Origin of the sequence: Enterococcus sp. DIV0660C (assembly GCF_017316125.1) — a bacterium.
Taxonomy (GTDB): domain Bacteria; phylum Bacillota; class Bacilli; order Lactobacillales; family Enterococcaceae; genus Enterococcus_B.
In genome coordinates, this window is record NZ_JAFLWA010000010.1 from 1 (window position 1) to 16074 (window position 16074).

16 protein-coding genes and 1 pseudogene are annotated in these 16074 nt (G+C 38.0%); 3 read left to right on the forward strand and 14 right to left on the reverse strand.

All coding sequences use genetic code 11. The features are described from left to right. Positions 1 to 29: 29 nt before the first annotated feature. From DOK81_RS02125 to DOK81_RS02155, 7 genes are all read right to left on the reverse strand, one after another. Positions 30 to 590, reverse strand: coding sequence for a Maf family protein (locus DOK81_RS02125; RefSeq protein ID WP_206907660.1), 561 nt, complete (start codon positions 588 to 590; stop codon positions 30 to 32). 21 nt (positions 591 to 611) lie between these two features. After that, on the reverse strand, positions 612 to 2714 hold the full coding sequence (gene mutL / locus DOK81_RS02130) for a DNA mismatch repair endonuclease MutL (RefSeq protein ID WP_206907662.1): 2103 nt from the start codon (positions 2712 to 2714) through the stop codon (positions 612 to 614). A gap of 17 nt (positions 2715 to 2731) precedes the next feature. After that, positions 2732 to 5350 carry a DNA mismatch repair protein MutS gene (gene mutS, locus DOK81_RS02135; RefSeq protein ID WP_206907664.1) on the reverse strand — a complete coding sequence of 873 codons (2619 nt, stop codon included), beginning with the start codon at positions 5348 to 5350 and terminating at the stop codon, positions 2732 to 2734. Continuing rightward, positions 5298 to 5717 carry a YlbF family regulator gene (locus DOK81_RS02140; protein WP_206907667.1) on the reverse strand — a complete coding sequence of 140 codons (420 nt, stop codon included), beginning with the start codon at positions 5715 to 5717 and terminating at the stop codon, positions 5298 to 5300. Before DOK81_RS02140 ends, mutS begins: the two co-directional genes overlap by 53 nt. Positions 5718 to 5726: 9 nt before the next feature. Then, the gene (locus DOK81_RS02145; protein ID WP_206907669.1) at positions 5727 to 6524 is read right to left on the reverse strand and encodes a TIGR00282 family metallophosphoesterase; all 798 of its coding nucleotides are present in this window, start codon (positions 6522 to 6524) and stop codon (positions 5727 to 5729) included. 195 nt (positions 6525 to 6719) lie between these two features. After that, positions 6720 to 7493 (reverse strand): HAD family hydrolase, encoded by a 774-nt coding sequence (locus DOK81_RS02150; RefSeq protein WP_206907671.1) that lies wholly within the window; start codon positions 7491 to 7493, stop codon positions 6720 to 6722. 19 nt (positions 7494 to 7512) lie between these two features. Continuing rightward, positions 7513 to 8151, reverse strand: coding sequence for a DNA alkylation repair protein (locus tag DOK81_RS02155; protein WP_206907678.1), 639 nt, complete (start codon positions 8149 to 8151; stop codon positions 7513 to 7515). Positions 8152 to 8543: 392 nt separating this feature from the next. Between DOK81_RS02155 and rpsD the strand changes: the two genes are divergently transcribed. Continuing rightward, a complete protein-coding gene (gene rpsD / locus DOK81_RS02160) occupies positions 8544 to 9155 on the forward strand; it encodes a 30S ribosomal protein S4 (RefSeq protein ID WP_067483447.1) in 612 nt (203 codons plus the stop codon). Positions 9156 to 9297: 142 nt separating this feature from the next. Next, complete coding sequence (locus DOK81_RS02165; RefSeq protein WP_206907680.1) at positions 9298 to 9849, forward strand: biotin transporter BioY; 552 nt, start codon at positions 9298 to 9300, stop codon at positions 9847 to 9849. 125 nt (positions 9850 to 9974) lie between these two features. Here DOK81_RS02165 and DOK81_RS02170 read toward each other — a convergent pair whose 3' ends face one another. The 7 genes and pseudogenes from DOK81_RS02170 to DOK81_RS02200 form a co-directional block, all read right to left on the reverse strand. After that, positions 9975 to 10412 carry an SLATT domain-containing protein gene (locus DOK81_RS02170; RefSeq protein WP_206907682.1) on the reverse strand — a complete coding sequence of 146 codons (438 nt, stop codon included), beginning with the start codon at positions 10410 to 10412 and terminating at the stop codon, positions 9975 to 9977. A gap of 146 nt (positions 10413 to 10558) precedes the next feature. Continuing rightward, positions 10559 to 11068 carry a QueT transporter family protein gene (locus DOK81_RS02175; RefSeq protein ID WP_206907684.1) on the reverse strand — a complete coding sequence of 170 codons (510 nt, stop codon included), beginning with the start codon at positions 11066 to 11068 and terminating at the stop codon, positions 10559 to 10561. Between the two features lie 134 nt (positions 11069 to 11202). Continuing rightward, positions 11203 to 11964, reverse strand: coding sequence for a 3-oxoacyl-ACP reductase (locus DOK81_RS02180; RefSeq protein WP_206907686.1), 762 nt, complete (start codon positions 11962 to 11964; stop codon positions 11203 to 11205). After that, positions 11961 to 12182 carry a DUF2829 domain-containing protein gene (locus DOK81_RS02185; RefSeq protein ID WP_206907688.1) on the reverse strand — a complete coding sequence of 74 codons (222 nt, stop codon included), beginning with the start codon at positions 12180 to 12182 and terminating at the stop codon, positions 11961 to 11963. Before DOK81_RS02185 ends, DOK81_RS02180 begins: the two co-directional genes overlap by 4 nt. Next, positions 12172 to 13770 (reverse strand): annotated as a pseudogene (locus DOK81_RS02190) (helix-turn-helix domain-containing protein). The gene DOK81_RS02185 and the pseudogene DOK81_RS02190 overlap by 11 nt, the downstream one beginning before the upstream one ends. Continuing rightward, positions 13770 to 14471 carry an LrgB family protein gene (locus tag DOK81_RS02195; RefSeq protein ID WP_206907692.1) on the reverse strand — a complete coding sequence of 234 codons (702 nt, stop codon included), beginning with the start codon at positions 14469 to 14471 and terminating at the stop codon, positions 13770 to 13772. The pseudogene DOK81_RS02190 and the gene DOK81_RS02195 overlap by 1 nt, the downstream one beginning before the upstream one ends. After that, the gene (locus tag DOK81_RS02200; protein WP_206907694.1) at positions 14464 to 14865 is read right to left on the reverse strand and encodes a CidA/LrgA family protein; all 402 of its coding nucleotides are present in this window, start codon (positions 14863 to 14865) and stop codon (positions 14464 to 14466) included. Before DOK81_RS02200 ends, DOK81_RS02195 begins: the two co-directional genes overlap by 8 nt. A gap of 317 nt (positions 14866 to 15182) precedes the next feature. Here DOK81_RS02200 and DOK81_RS02205 point away from each other — a divergent pair, with 317 nt between their 5' ends. Next, entirely contained in the window at positions 15183 to 15917 is a 735-nt protein-coding gene (locus DOK81_RS02205) for an MIP/aquaporin family protein (RefSeq protein ID WP_206898871.1), read from the forward strand. Positions 15918 to 16074 lie beyond the last annotated feature (157 nt).

Sequence of the window (16074 nt, forward strand, 5' to 3'; positions counted from 1 at the left end):
TTGTCGTGACTCTTATTTTTGTTTTTTTTTTAAAGTAAAAATTCTTTAAGTGCTTGGTTCACTGCACCAATTGGAAAACCAACAATGCTGTAATAATCGCCACTTATTTCTTTAACAAATGCACCAGCAAAACTTTGTATGCCATAAGAACCAGCTTTATCCTGATAATCACCTGTTGCCAAATACGTATCGATTTCTTTTTCAGTTAGTGGATAAAAAGTTACTTCAGCTTGCGCTAAAATTCTTTCTTCTCGTTCTTTCGATTTTAAGACAACAGCAGTATACACTTGATGTGTTTCCCCACTTAGTGAGCGAAGCGTTGCTTTTGCATCGGCTAAATCCACTGGTTTCCCTAAAATTTTTTGATGATGAATAACCGTAGTGTCACTAGCAATCACTAATGTTTGTTCCGTTTGCTGCTCCACGACTGCTTGTGCTTTTTCATACGCCATTCGTTGAACGTACGCGATAGGGTCTTCACCGTCGATCGGTGTCTCATCAATGTCAGCTGGTTGAATTGCAAACTCAGAAACTAAACGACTCAACAATTCCTTTCTTCGAGGAGATTGAGAAGCTAAGATTATTTTCATTTTCTGCCTCTTTCCTATTTTTTAATGTGGATCTTGGATACGTTTAAACATTCGCTCCATATCCGAGTTAGTAAAATGGATCAATACCGGTCGACCATGTGGGCAATTGAATGGATTTTCACATTGTGCTAAGTCCTTTAGTAATACGCGGGCTTGTGCTTCATTCAAATAATGATTTGCTTTGATTGAACGTTTACAGCTCATCATGATTGCCGTTGCTTCACGAAATTTTTTCACACTAACACTACCTGTTGTCAGCAGCATATCAATCATTTCTCTGATGATCGACTCTTCTTCGCCACTTGGATACCAAGTTGGATGTGCGCGAACAATGAAACTATTCTGCCCAAATTCTTCCAAATAAATCCCGGATTCTTCAAGCAAATGTTTCTTTTCTTTTAGTTTCAATGCGTCATTGTTAGGATAGTCCAAAACAAAAGGTACCAACAATTCCTGTAAGTCATTCGACACTTCGCCGATTTTTTCACGGAAATATTCGTACTTGATACGTTCCTGTGCCGCATGTTGATCGATAATATATAAGCCCGTACTACTTTGTGCAAATAGATAAGTGCCATGCATTTGTCCAAAATATTCCAGTTGTGGAAAGCGTTCAGTTACTTTTTCTGTTTCCAACTTTTGAATGGCTTGATCCAATGCCCGGCTATTTCCTTGACCAAATTCCGGATGCAAGGCAAGTTCGTCTTCGTAAACTTGTTCTGAGGCATTTCTTTCTACTGTTTGGGGTTGTTCTTCTTGAAATTCGACATTATCCACAGTGGATAATGTTTCTTCTGTGATTTTATCCACAGACTTTTCTACAAAGTTTTCCACAGTATTTTCTTGTTTATCCACCATTTTCCCACCGTTTTCTGGATAATTCGTCGTTTCTTCAGAAAACGGAACAAAGTTTTCAACATTTTCCACAGAGTTATCAACAGTTTTTCCAAAATTAGGTTGTTTTGTTTCTTCCACATAAAAACTAGTTGTTTCTCGATCAAAATTTAGACTTTGTGGTTTCTTTGGTTTTTCATCTTCAAATGCATAAGATAAATCAATTTCTGTTTGTTCGACTTTTGGCTGGTCTGTGACTTTCTTTTTAAATCGTAAATTGTCTGCAGCACTAGGAATCAGATTTTCTTGACTAAGCGCTTCTTGGATTGCATTTGCTATCAAGTCAGTCAATTCTTTTTCTTTGGATAAGCGGACTTCTTGTTTTGTTGGATGAACATTTACATCTACTAATAGTGGGTCCATTTTGATTTCTAAAACAGCAATTGGATATCGACCAACCATCAATTTTGAGCCATAACCAGCTACAATCGCTTTATTCAAAGCAAAGTTTCTGATATAGCGTCCGTTAATGATCGTTGATAAATAATTCCGGCTCGCACGAGTTACCTCTGGAAGCGAGACATAGCCCACCAGTTCGAAGTCTAAATCTTTTGCTTCGATTTTCAACATTTTTTTGGCAGTAGTTAAGCCATAAATACCAGCAATAGTCTGCTTGAGATCACCATTTCCCGCAGTAGCTAACATCTTATTGCCATCATGAATGAGACGAAAAGCAATATTTGGATGGCTTAACGCCAAGCGATTCACAATGTCCCCAATATTTGCGAGTTCTGTATGCAACGTTTTGACATATTTAAGGCGAGCAGGTGTGTTGAAAAAAAGATTGCTTACAGTAATCTTCGTTCCTTGACGTAATGGTGCTGGGCGATGTTCCGTAACCTCCCCGCCTTTTAGTGCTACGAACGTTCCTTGATTTTCTTCTTGATTAGCTGTTTCAATCGTTAATTCTGAAACAGAAGCAATACTTGGAAGTGCTTCGCCACGAAAACCAAGTGTACGAATCCGAAATAAGTCATCTCGATTATGGATTTTACTTGTTGCATGACGCTTAAATGCACTTTCAACATCATCAGTCAAAATTCCCTCACCATTGTCTATCACTTGAATTGTTCGCAGACCAGCTTCTTCCACTAAGATATCGATTTGGCTGCTTCCTGCATCAATCGCATTTTCGACCAATTCTTTCACAACAGAGGCTGGGCGTTCGACAACCTCACCGGCTGCGATTTGATTGGCTAAACGTTCTGATAATTCTTGGATTTTCGCCATGGGTCTACGCCTTCTTTCTAAAGTTGTTTTTGTAATTCATATAATTTATTCAGTGCATCCATTGGCGTCATTTCTAATAAATTAAGTTTCTTCAATGATGTCACAACTTCTTGTTCTCCATCTGACAATTCAGCAAATAGAGAAAGTTGTTGTGTTTCCTCATTTACTTGTGCTTCCGAGATTTGTGCAGGCCGTTCCTGCATCTCCACAACAGATTTAACTGGTTCAACAGGGATTTGATGATGCTTTTCTTCCCCAGATTCAAGTGTTGCTAAAATCGTTGATGCTCGTTTCAACAAGTCTGTTGGTAATCCTGCAATTTTCGCCACATGGATTCCATAACTTTTATCAGCTGGACCTTCCATCATTTTATGAAGAAAGACAACTTCCCCGTCTTTTTCAACTGCTCCGACATGAACATTCTTCAATTGAGAGAGTTCTTCGTCTAAGACTGTTAGTTCATGATAATGCGTCGAGAAAAGTGTTTTTGCCTGAACATTTTGATGAATATATTCAATGATTGCTTGTGCTAGTGCCATCCCATCGTATGTCGCCGTTCCACGACCCAGCTCATCAAATAAAATCAAGCTATTTGGTGTAGCATTGCGCAGTGCTTGATTGGCTTCCATCATTTCAACCATGAAAGTACTTTGACCAGCAATCAAGTCATCGCTCGCTCCAATTCGAGTAAAGATTTGATCAAAAATCGGTAAAACAGCTTTCTGTGCCGGAACAAAACACCCCATTTGTGCCATGATGACAGTTAATGCAAGTTGGCGCATATATGTGCTTTTCCCTGACATATTCGGCCCTGTGATTAACAGAATCATCTCTTGTTCGTCCATCTCGACACTATTTGGAATGTATTCTTGGTGGCCTAGTACTTTTTCAACTACTGGATGCCTACCTTCTTGAATACATAATTGTTGACTATTATTCGTTAAGACTGGACGAACATATTGGTAACGTTCACTGATTGTCGCAAAGCTTTGTAAAACATCAACTGTACTGATTGATTTTGCCAATGTTTGTAAAGGTTGAATAGCTTTTTTCACTTCTTCACGAACAGCTAAAAATAGTTGGTATTCTAAATCGACAGACTTTTCTTCGGCTTCAAGGATTTGAGTTTCTAGTTCTTTTAACTCTGGCGTAATAAAGCGTTCTGCATTTGCTAATGTTTGTTTCCGCTCATACTTGCCTTCTTCTAAGCTCGCTAAGTTTGATTTTGTAATTTCGATATAATACCCAAACACACGATTAAACCCAACTTTTAAGTTTTTGATTCCAGTTTCTTTTCGTTCCCGAGCTTCTAGTTCAGCTAGCCATTGTTTCCCGTTTTTCATGGCTGAACGATAGGCGTCTAATTGTTCATTGAATCCATCGCGAATCACGTTACCTTCTGTGATTTGTAATGGAGGATCTTCATTGATTGCTTGGTTGATTAGCTGAACAAGGCCTTCCATTGGTTGCATTTTTTCTAATAGTGCTTGCCATTGTCCTTGGTCGATTCCTTCAATCAGTTGACGAATCATTGGCACTTGTTCAAGTGACGTCTTCAATTGAATCAAATCGCGACCATTCACATTTCCAAATGCCACTCGGCCGGCTAAGCGCTCTAAGTCATAAACTTTAGTCAACGCACTTTGCAGATCAATTCGTTCAAAATAACTATCAACTAAAGAAGCAACCATCTCTTGGCGGGTATTGATTGCATGTGATTGAATCAATGGTCGATCAAGCCATTGTTTGAGCATGCGACCACCCATTGCCGTTTTGGTTTCATCTAATAACCACAATAAAGTCCCATGTTTTTTACCTGTTCGGATCGACTGACTTAATTCCAAATTGAATTTGGAATAATAGTCCATTTTTAAATAGTGATCTGGTTGATATTCCACTGCGTTTTGAATATGGGCTAAACTTCTCTTTTGCGTCACCGCTAAGTAAGTCAATAGCTTTCCTGTCACTTCTTTTTCAAGTCCATCTGTTATTTCACGCGTCAAAAAATTAAATTCGGCATTTTCTTCCAATGTCTCTTGAGAAGAAAAAACTAAACCCAAACGAATACTTAATTGTTCACGTAAGCTAACAGAAATCTCTGTGCCCAATACTAATTCTTTTGTCTGCAATGCAGAAGTTTCATTTAAAACGCCTTCTTCATCAAAAAGATGTGCTGTTTTTAACTCGCCAGTGCTCAAATCAACATAGGCAAAACCAAACTCATCACCTTCTTGTACAACAGCAGTCAAGTAATTATTATCTTTTGCAGAAAGACCTTTACTGTCCATAACTGTTCCTGGTGTCACTAACTGAACAACTTCACGTTTAACCATGCCTTTCGTTGTTTTTGGATCTTCAACTTGTTCACAAATGGCCACTTTATAGCCTTTTTCAACCAAACTATCGATATACCCTTGTGCAGCGTGATGTGGCACGCCGCACATTGGGATTGGATCATCCGCATTGCGATTTCGGCTCGTTAACGTTAGCTCTAGTAGCTGTGAAACTTGGATTGCATCTTCATAAAATAGTTCATAAAAATCACCAAGACGATAAAACAAAAAAGCATCTTGGTATTGTGCCTTAATGCTTAGATATTGTTCCATCATTGGTGTGTTCTTTGTTTTTTGAGGCATTGTTTTCCTCCTCTAATAATTCATTGATTTCATCTTGAATCAACCCAGTCAAATAGTGTAAAAGATCATTTGCCTCTAGTAATTGGCGACGATATGCAATCACTAAAGGATGTTGTTCAAATGTTTTTGTCAATTGATTCGCACGAGCAATTGCTGCTTGCTCAGCAATCACTTTACCATAATGACCAAATTGGACTGCCTCTTTTTGCGCCACTTTGATCTCCTCGGTCAATTCTTTTAAATAGTTATTTTGATTTACTTTTTCTTCTAATTCCTTATAGCGAACAATAATTTCGTTTTTACCTAGAAGTTTCGTCAGTTGGTCAACTGTTTCTTGTATTTCTGGTTCATTTTCTAAAAAAGCCATTGATCTACCTCACTCCATAAATGGTCGGTCGTCATTGATTTGGATCAATTGAATGTCTTTTGCTTTTCCAGTTGTATCGTCAATCTCCAGCAAGCAACCACATAAAATAGCACGACCTTCTTCCACAACTTCAAAGCGCTTTGGCATTGCTGTTAAAAATTTTTCGATAACCACGTCACGACGCATTCCTAAAATACCATCGTATGGACCTGTCATACCGACATCCGTTAAGTAAGCTGTTCCATTTGGTAGAATACGTGCATCATTTGTCTGAACATGTGTATGTGTTCCCACAACGGCTGACACTTCACCATCTAAAAACCAGCCCATTGCTTGTTTTTCACTAGTCGTTTCTCCATGAAAATCAACAAAAATGATTGGCGTTCTTTTTCGTGCTTCAGCAACTAGTGCTTGCATTTTACGAAATGGGTCATCCAAATCAGTCATAAATGAACGAGCTTGCATATTGATAACGGCAAGTTCCACTTGATTGACTTTGACAAATACCATTCCTTGACCTGGTGTTCCTTCTGGAAAGTTCGCTGGACGAACCATTTTTTTCGCGTCATCAATAAATTCAAAAATACCGCGATTGTCCCATGTATGATTTCCCATAGTCACAACGTCAACACCATCTTGTAAAAGTTTTTTATAAATTTTTTCCGTGATACCTCTTCCAGAAGCAGCATTTTCACCATTCACGATAGTTACTTGTGGACGATATTTTTTCTTCAAACGAGGGACATATTCCGTAATCATTTCTCTTCCCATAGATCCCACTACATCACCAATAAACAATACCCGCACATTGATTCCTCTTCTCTTTTAACATCATTCTATTATTATAGTAGTTTTTTTTAAGAAAGAAAAGCTCTCTGAGAAGGTTGTAACCATGAGTCATAAGACAAACTGTGGAACAAAAAAGCCCGAGACTTTCTTTCGTCTCGGACTTCTTATCAAGGGCTAGTCATCAATGTTTGATTACTCATTGACTAATTGTATTTAAATTACAGCTAATTTTTTGAGTGCTTTCCAAATACCATCTTGATCAGTCGTATCAGTCACCAAATCGGCTGTAGCTTGAACTTCTGCTGACGCATTTCCCATTGCCACACCAATACCCGATTCACGTAACATTTCTCGATCATTCAATCCATCGCCAAAACTGATGATGGATTCGCGTGGAATTCCGACTTGGTCTGCCAAATGAAGGATCGTTGCAGCTTTTGAACCATCATGAGGCACAACATCTACACTGTTTTCATGCCAACGAACAAAACGAAGTTTGTCGTATTTTTGAAACTGTGTGTCATAACTTTTATTGAAGAATGCTAAAGCTTGATAAATGTCTTGATCTTCAACAAAAAATTGATCCAATTCAGGCAACACCGCGCCAAAGGAATGCATCGCTTCTTCCATGATTTGAACATCATTAGAAGAAGATCGCTTCATATTATCCAAACTAACAAACGCTGTATCAATTTCTTTTGTCTGAGCTTCTTCAACAAACGTGTCTAGCTGGTCACGATCCAACAAATTTTTGTAAACTTGTTCATGATCCAAGAATCCAGCTGCGCCATTACACAAAATATAATTTTCAAATTCTAATTCACGAATAATTTCTTGCGCATGAAAACGACTACGCCCTGTTGCGATTGTCACTAAATGTCCTGCTCGTCGCAATTGTTGCAATGCTTCTCTTGTGCTATCTAATGCTTGTTTGTTTGTGTCCAATAACGTTCCGTCAATATCAAAGGCAAATAAGCTTCGTTCCATGTCTGATCGTCTCGCTTTCTTATAGATATTTGCTTGCTTCTCTTACTGCCAACTTACTGAATGTTTCGTGTTCTAATAAATCTTTTACCCAGCCGGGATTCGTTTTGCTGTAATCGCGCAAGGCCCAGCCAATCCCTTTTTGAATAAAAAATTCGTTTGTTTTTATATCTTGTAGGATCGCTTTTTTCAATAGTGACTGGTTTACCTTTTCTTTTAATCCTAACTGTAAAGTAATTGCGATCCTTCGTAACCAAAAATCTTCTTGCTGAATGAATAGGTTAAACACTTGCTCTAGCTGATCTGGATGTGCCATACACCACGTCGTGTATACTTTACGCCAAGAATCAATACTGTCCCACCACTCTTTTTCTTGTACAAGTGATAACAACATTACCAAGTCAGAAAATGCCAGACGTTTCACATGAAGTTGAATCAGCTCGATTGCTACATATTGATACTCTCTTTCTGATTTTTGATAATATTTTTTTGCAAGTGACAAAATTTCTGTTACTTCTAGTTGTTTGCTTTGCGCCAGAAACATTTTTTGTAAACGCGCGCGTTCTGGTTTTGGCACACCTGCAAAAATGAAATGATTTTTCATGTACTTTTCCATGGTTACAGCCTGTTCTTCATTTTTAGGAAAAATAAGTTCGTCCAAGTTAGCTCCTCCGCTCAAAATAATAAGCAATTCACTTTTACAGTTTCCTTACCATTTCACGATTTATTTTTATTTTAAAAGTGCCCCTTTATTGTCAGTTAAATCGATTGGACAGATACCTTCTCATTTTATAGAGCATACGATCGTTTGTAAAGCGTTTTTACGCGTTTCTCTACTTGACACTTGCCCTTTACATCAACTATACTGTAATTTGTGTAAAATAATGCAGCAGGAAAATAATAGCTCGTCCCTAGTTTGTTGCCCCGTTTCGGGTTCAATTGTGTAACCGCGGCTGCAAAGGTGAAGATTGAAGAACAAACTATACGAATATGAATTTTTTAACGGATTATTTTACTCCAAAAACTAAACTTAATTTATTGGAGGAAATCTCAATGTCTCGTTATACTGGACCATCATGGAAAATTTCTCGTCGCCTAGGTATTTCATTATCAGGCACAGGTAAAGAATTAGCACGTCGCCCTTACGCACCAGGTCAACACGGACCTAACAGCCGTGGCAAACAATCTGAATACGGCATGCAATTAACTGAAAAACAAAAACTTCGTCACATGTACGGAATGAACGAACGTCAATTCCGTAACTTGTTCGTTAAAGCTAGCAAAATCAAAGAAGGTAAACACGGTGTTAACTTCATGATCTTACTAGAACAACGTTTAGACAATGTTGTTTACCGTCTAGGTCTTGCAACTACACGTCGTCAAGCACGTCAATTAGTTAACCATGGCCACATCACTGTTGATGGCAAACGTGTTGATATTCCATCATACCACGTAGAAATCGGTCAAGTAATCGGTGTTCGTGAAAAATCACAAAACATCGTAACTGTTAAAGAAGCTGTAGAAGCTACTGTTGGACGTCCAGCATTTGTAAGCTTTGACGCTGAAAAATTGGAAGGTTCATTAACTCGTTTACCAGAACGTGACGAACTTTATCCAGAAATCGACGAAGCTCTTGTCGTTGAATACTACAACCAAAGCCTATAATTCATGGCTTCAAAACCAAAGCAACCATTTTCGGATGGTTGGCTTTGGTTTTTTTTTTGCAAAAATACTTTACAAACTAACTTTTTTCTTCTAAACTATCGTTAACCAAAACAAAAATTAAAGTTAACGAAAAGAGGAAATTATGAAAACGACATTGAAGCCACTTATTATTGCTGCAGAATTTGCAGCCATCATCGCTATTTTGTCTCAATTTACGATTCCATTAGGGATTGTGCCATTAACTGGACAAACTTTCGCGATTGGATTAACAGCTACTTTATTGGGTCGACGTAACGGAACACTGTCTGTCTTAATTTATTTATTATTAGGAATTATTGGGCTTCCTGTTTTTGCAGGATTATCAGGTGGGTTGAGTATTGTTTTTGGTCCTACTGGTGGCTATTTGCTTGGTTTTATTTTCCAAGCCTGGCTGACTGGTTACCTCGTGGAAAAAAATGTTTCTAGCTATACTTGGGTTATCATTGCTAACGTGATTGGTTCATTTGTTACACTCATTTTCGGTGTCATTTGGCTAAAAGTCAGTGGTGACCTGTCGTGGCATACAGCCATGGTTAGTGGCTTCGTTCCATTCATTTTCCCGGGAATCATCAAAGCGATCGCTGCTGGTTATCTAGGAACGCTCATTCGTCATCGTTTACCAAAATATTTTGCCTTTGAACAGCAACAATCATAAAATGGAAAGTCTTAGCCATTTTGATTTTTTTTGCTGATTTAAAAAATTGAAACACGGCCAACTTTCAGCATAAAAAAGAGTGGAACAAAACAACTTTTTGTTTGTTCCACTCTTTCTTATTATCTTTAATTTGAACTAGAATCAAGCATTTCATTGATTTGTTCATCGTATAAGTTTTCAACGCTTTCGACAAATTTTTCAACTTCAGCTTTCGTACTTGTTCCCTCTTCCCACTTTACATAAAAGAGAAAATATTCTTTTTCCAATTCATTGATAAACTTGGAAATAGCTAACGTTTGTTCCTCAAAATTTTTCCACGTTTGCAATCCCTGAAGCACAGCCACGATTGCACTGATAATTGAGATCACCCTTAATAAATACATGTGCTCAGGTACCATTGATGCCAGAACGGGTATACAGGAAGACAAAATCAATTTTGATGCATTGCTAACAAAGATGATATTCTTTAATCGTTTTCTTTTTTTGCGTAAATGAGTAATTGGTTGCTTGATCCTTTTCTCTATGTATTCATTAAAATTATCTTTCGCTTGATTTTTTTCCATGCACAAAACTTCTTTCATTTTTATCCTATCATTATATTTAGTATAACTTTAACTTTAATATAAAAAAAGAGCTTCAGGCAATCCCTAAGCTCTTCACGTAATCGTCCACTTGCAAGTTCCCATCAAACCTGCAACAGACGAATCATTTATTTTGTTAAATCAATTTTTTTACTCATCCAATAGATAATCACACCGCCAACACCCATCGACACCAATTCTCCTAAGGCAATGATCGCCCAGTTAAAGAAAAAGGGTGCTTGATAGAAAAAGGTCAACTGACCTGCCACCGTAAACATTGAAAAAGCAAAAATCAATGCAGTAATAATCATTTTCGTTTTCATCTTCTTGACTCGTTTGGTTACTTGATAATTGATCAATAAAACGAACAAGGTACTGACACTCCCAATGACAACATCAACGAGGCCTAACGGAGAAAACAGATTGGCCAAAGCGACACCAAGAGTTACTGAGATAATATATTTCTTATTGTACAATGATAAATAATTAAACATTTCTGATAGACGAATTTGGATTGCGCCAAAGCTAATGACAGCTAAAAAGACGGTCACTGCTACGTAAAGTCCAGTAACTAACGCCATTCTTGCCATTTCCGTCGTCGTCCAGCGACTAGCAGCCTGGCTATTTTTCTGTTCCATAATTGTTCTCCTTTGCAAGATCAACATCTTGGTAATAACTACGACCAAAGGATGGGAATCTTCTTCCAACTGAAGTGCCGTAGTGCGGAAATTCCGCTACATTTATCATACAGGAATCAAGAAAAAACTCAAGATTATTTTAGCAACCATCCACCATCGATTGGCACGATTGCTCCTTGGATGTAACTCGCTTGAGGCGTTGCCAAGAACAAAGTCAGTTCTGCCACTTCTTCTGGTTTTGCCCAACGCTTAACTGGTGTTTCATCTGCTACCCACTGAGCCATTTCTCCTGTTCCTGCGAAATCAGCTGCGTTCATCGGTGTCTCGATTGCACCTGGCGCAATCGCTTTTACCCGAATCCCTTTTGCAGCATAATCCAAAGCAAGTTGTTTCGTAAAACCAACAATTGCATGTTTGGCACTCGTGTAGGCAATTCCGCCACCACCAGCTACTAAGCCGGCAATAGAAGCCATGTTGATGATCACACCTGCTTGTTGGGCAATCATTTCAGGTAAAAGTAATCTTGTTACGCGAAACATACTTTTTACATTTGTTTCATAGATGCTTTCCCACAATTCTTCACTTGTTTCAAGTAGCGGTTTATAGTCGTCCAAAATGCCAGCAGTATTTAACAAAATAGTCACAGTACCAAAATACTCATGACATTGTCTAATTGCTTGTTCCAATGAGGATTGATCTCTTATATCACCTACAAAAAAAGAAAATTGCTCAGAAAAATGTTGCGCAACTGTTCCCATTTTTCCGACTTGTCGATCAAACCCAAATACAAAAGCACCCTGCGCTAAAAAAGCGTGTACTTGTGCTTCACCAATGCCCGAAGCTGCACCAGTTACAAAAACGACTTGTTTGTCTAAGTCTGGATACTGGTTATTCATTCAACTACTTCCCAGTCATCTGCTAAAATATCACACACAGTTGGCGCAAAACTTGAAAATCCTTCATCACTCGTCTTGATTAAAAAATAAGGTGTTACTGGACAACCATCAAACTCATCATCTGTGACTAAAACGACATATAACTCAAAGCCACTCCAGCCCTTACGAATCATTTTTGCTCCTTGTTTCACTTTTGGTAAAATTTCTTCAAATGTCATTATTGTACCCCTTCTCATTTTTTTCTTTTTGAATTGCCTGTAATTTTTGAGTCAACTGAATATAATCTGTCAGCTGTAATTCCTGAGCAACAATAAAATAATCTAAGTCGGCCCAAGGTTTTTTGTGTACCTTACTTGTGGAGATCAATAAATCAACTGCTCGTCCGCGATAATTCGCCGGCAAAAAAACTAGTCGATAATCATTGCGGAAAAAATTACGGAGACTTGCCATCAATAATTCTTCTTCAAAGACCGGAAAATCAGTCATTAGCAAAACAGTAATTTCTGGTAATTGCGTCATAAATGCGCCCAAGGTTTTCATAACCGTCAAATAACGAGCCATCAAAAAACTTTGATTTTGAAACGCTAAGCTAGCTTCGGTTTCTTTTGCCTCTTCAAAAAAAGATAGCAACCATTGGTTCAACTTAGGATTTCTCACAATCAGGTGATTATGAAAGTCGCTACTGTTTCCATCAATCGTTGCCTTTGCATCTGGAAATAAAAAAGTAAAGATGTGGCTACTAAATAAATAATTTTCTGCTTCCATCGACAAAGGTTCCTCAGGTAGATGCTGTTCTTTTTGATAAAGAAGCAAGGCACGTTCTGCTTCGCGCAGAGCTTTAAATGGCGGCGTCTCTGCTGAATGATGGAATGAGTAGATCATTTCTCTGATTTGAGAATTAGAATAATATTCTTCTCTAGTCATCAATACTAAAAACAATGCTCCTAATTCATCCTCAACTTGAAAATAATTGGGAAACACTGGTGCCATTGCTTGGCAAAAACGTTTAAATAACAAGTTATTAGAAATCAACTCTCGTTTTCTGCGATTTAAAATAACAAAATGTTTTTGTGATTTTCGCAAAAAGAACGCACCTAGCATGTACTCTAGTCGTCTTTTCTTGATTTCATTCAGTTGAACGTGGAAAAAATCAATAATTTGATCGGCGATTTTTTTGACATCTGTTTGCGAAATTGTTTCGAATGGCCAAATTTTTCCACGGAACAATTGCCAAAAAGTCATATGTAAATATAAGCGAATGATTTCTTCTTCCCCTTTTGCGACATAACTTCTTCGTTGTAATGTAATTCCATATGAATGCAACTCTTGTTTCCATTCATTGATTTTTCGATGCGCCGTTGACTCACTGATATAATTTTTCTGAGCAAACTGGTACATCGTCCGAAACTCTTCAAAAAAAATGTCGTGCAACAACTGAAACTTCAGCGTACTTTGCACGAGATAGATTAAAAATCGTTCATGTTCTATCGGATCTAACGTCGTTGAAAAGTTATAGCCTGATCGGCGATTTTTGCTAAAAAGCGCTTGTGCCTTCCCGCTGAAGTGCTGATAACTTTTCGTTAATTCACTCAAATATTTTGTGACACTCCGCGCGTCAAGCTGTACACTTTGTGCAAGCTGAGCCGCAGTGTGCCACTCATGATCCTCGAAGCTTTCCAGCAGGAGAATCTGATAATATAAGTCTTTATCAAACGTCTTGAGGTAATCTGATGACAAATACATTTGCTCGGCTCCTTTGTGCTAGAACTTTTTGGTTATTGTAGCACAAAACGCCATTTCTCGCATTAAAACCAGCTAGCAAAAGGTTGGAAAATCAACGGTAGTAAGAAAACTGTGAGCATTCCATTCACACAAATAGCAAGTCCAGAAATGATTCCTTCCACTTCGCCAATCTCAATCGCTTTTGCAGTTCCTATAGCATGTGACGTACTACCTAAAGCAACGCCTCGTGCAACTGGACTTTTGATTTTAAATAAACGAAAGATGTGTGTGGCAATCAATGACCCAAAAATACCCGTTGATACAACAATTGCTAAAGTGACTGCATTAACGCCGCCCATTGTATGAGAAAGATCAACGGAAATTGCTGTCGTCACAGATTTTGGTAGCAAAGAAATCACCATCTCCTTCTTCAACAAAAAAAGATAACCAATTCCGACACTAACCAAACAATTCACCACAATTCCAGCAAGAATAGCCGAAATGACCGGAAGAAAATTTTCTTTCAGTAAATGTAGATTCTTATATAAAGGAATCGCTAAAGCAACCGTTGCAGGGGTAATTAGCATCGTTAAAAAATTTCCACCAACATTATAGTCAGCATAACTAATCCCCGTAAAATGCAAAAAGAAAATAATAACAACAATTGACAACACTAAAGGATTGATGATTGGTAATTTATATTTCCGCAAAAATTTATCTGATAATACATACACACCTAAAGTCAGGCTAAGACCAAACAATGGGTTTTTAAGAAACTCACTCAACTTGGTTATCCTCCACTTCATTTTTTTGGTTTTTTCGCTCTTGCAAATAATTGATTGCTGCTTCGACACCTTCTGCTGTTTTCCCAGCAGCCACCATCGTAACAATTGCACAAACGACTACTGCCCCCAATAAGACAGGCCAGATAGTTGCGATGTCGTCATAATATTCCAATAACCCCACGCCAGCAGGCACAAATAAAATGGTCAGATTGTTCAATAAAAAATCACCAGTTGCTCCAATTTTTTCAGGATCTACTAATTTCATTTCAAATGCTAGAAATAAAAAGATAATACCTAAAATACTTCCTGGAATTGGTAAATGGGCAAACACTCGTATTCCCTCGCCTAAGACAGAGAAAAAAAGAATAATGAAAAACTCTTGAAAAAATTTCATGTAATACACTCCTTACGTCTGATTTTCATTTTACTAACAATCTTTTTCTGAAAGTTTCAAAACGTGCTATTTCTAAGAAGCATCTTTTGAAAAAATAAATAAGTTTTATTTGGTATATTTAAAGGTGAAGTTGGTGAGTTGTAGGGGACTTTTTTTCTAAAAAAAGGGTTAGCTTGTTCCAGTTGGTCTAAATCATTTTTTCTTTTGATTGATTGCACTTATTACGACCTCGAAGAATGGCTAGCACGAGACACCGCACCTGCTTTTGTGTTGATGTTTCTTTTTTTTTGCACTTTTATAAATTTTTGGAGGTATATATGGATTACTCATTAATGACTCGTCTTGCGGCGGAAGTGTTGGGTACAGCTTTATTGATTATTTTAGGTAACGGTGCTGTAGCCAATGTAGATTTAAAAGGTACAAAAGGTTATGGTAGCGACTGGATGCTGATTGCTGTTGGTTACGGTTGTGGGGTTATGATTCCAGCAATGATCTTTGGTGGGATTAGTGGAAACCACATCAACCCTGCATTTACTATTTCTCTAGCAATGAACGGATTATTCCCTTGGGCAGAAGTTGCACCTTACATTGGCGCACAATTCCTTGGAGCAATCATTGGACAATTAGTCGTTGTTGCTTGTTACAAACCTTACTACGATCAAACAGAAGACGTAAACCACGTGTTAGGAACTTTCTCAACGATCAATAGTGTTGGTTCTAAGTTCAACGGCTTCGTTAACGAATTCTTTGGTTCATTCGTTTTATTCTTTGGCGCTTTAGGAATTACCAAAGCACCTTTCTTCCAAGACAATCTTGGAACTGCTCACTTAGCACTTGGTTTCCTTGTTTGGACACTGGTAGCTTCACTAGGTGGTCCTACTGGTCCTGGATTAAATCCAGCTCGTGACCTTGGTCCTCGTTTGTTACATGCAATCTTACCATTGAAGCACAAAGGTTCATCACAATGGAGCTACGCTTGGGTACCAGTTGTTGCACCTATCTGCGCTGGGATCGTTGCAGTCTTCTTATACAAAGCATTATTCATGGCTTAATCTTATCGATAAAAAGCGCACAATGAAAAATTTCATTGTGCGCTTTTTTTTGTTAATGTATGGTCCTTTCAATTTAGGCAACTTCTTACTTATCCTGCTAAGTTTGCTTCACTTTTCTCAATAACAGAATCATTGACACAGAAACGAGAAAACTTGA